This window comes from Gammaproteobacteria bacterium CG11_big_fil_rev_8_21_14_0_20_46_22 (genome assembly GCA_002796245.1).
GTDB lineage: Bacteria > Pseudomonadota > Gammaproteobacteria > UBA12402 > UBA12402 > 1-14-0-20-46-22.
On sequence record PCWT01000012.1, the window covers coordinates 24,058 to 24,629 of the forward strand.

Consider the following 572-nt stretch of genomic DNA (forward strand, 5'->3'; position numbering starts at 1 on the left):
ACAGACCCTAAAGTAGCTTTCAAGCATTGAAACGCCCAGGTAGCAAGCGTGTAAGTCTGGATAATGAATTTTGTAAATGGAGAACATCTTTTTAGGCAGCTTCTCTGTGTAGACACCTTTTATTTCAAATTTTTTGACCATCGATTCGCTATATACAGCGTAAAGAAGGCTGTTATTGACTCCATGAAACACAGGGCTTTTGCAAAGCCCCGCTGAAAAAATCATTCCTATCAGTAGAGCGCAGCATCGTTTCATTCGGTTAAGTTCTCTTTTTCGATTTTTGGGGCACGCCCTAGTATCAGTGTTGTCTTTGTTGGGCGATAAATCAAATAAACGACCGAACAGAATGCTTGGGAAGAGTTTAGTTCGTGAATTTGCCGAAAAATTCTTTTGGAGATTATTCTTCCATTCTGTGAAATGATTTTTTTAGGTTTGATCTTTTGAGAAAATCATGGGTTTAAATAAAGGCAGGCAGCCCGAAGGTTTGCTGATATGTTCTGTCTTCGAGCTTTGGGAGCGCTTGGGCTTCTATGTGGTTCAGTCAAGCTTGGTGATCTTTCTTGTTAATCAAT

Annotated in this window: 1 protein-coding gene (running past one end of the window); it reads right to left on the reverse strand. The window is 39.9% G+C overall.

What is annotated here, in order from left to right; translation table 11 throughout:
* Window positions 1–225 carry the 5' portion of a hypothetical protein gene (locus COV52_01315; GenBank protein ID PIR11967.1) on the reverse strand. The gene continues 57 nt to the left of window position 1, outside the view, so 225 of the gene's 282 nt are visible here — the first part of the coding sequence; its start codon is at window positions 223–225; its stop codon lies off the left edge, out of view.
* Between the last annotated feature and the right edge of the window lie 347 nt (window positions 226–572).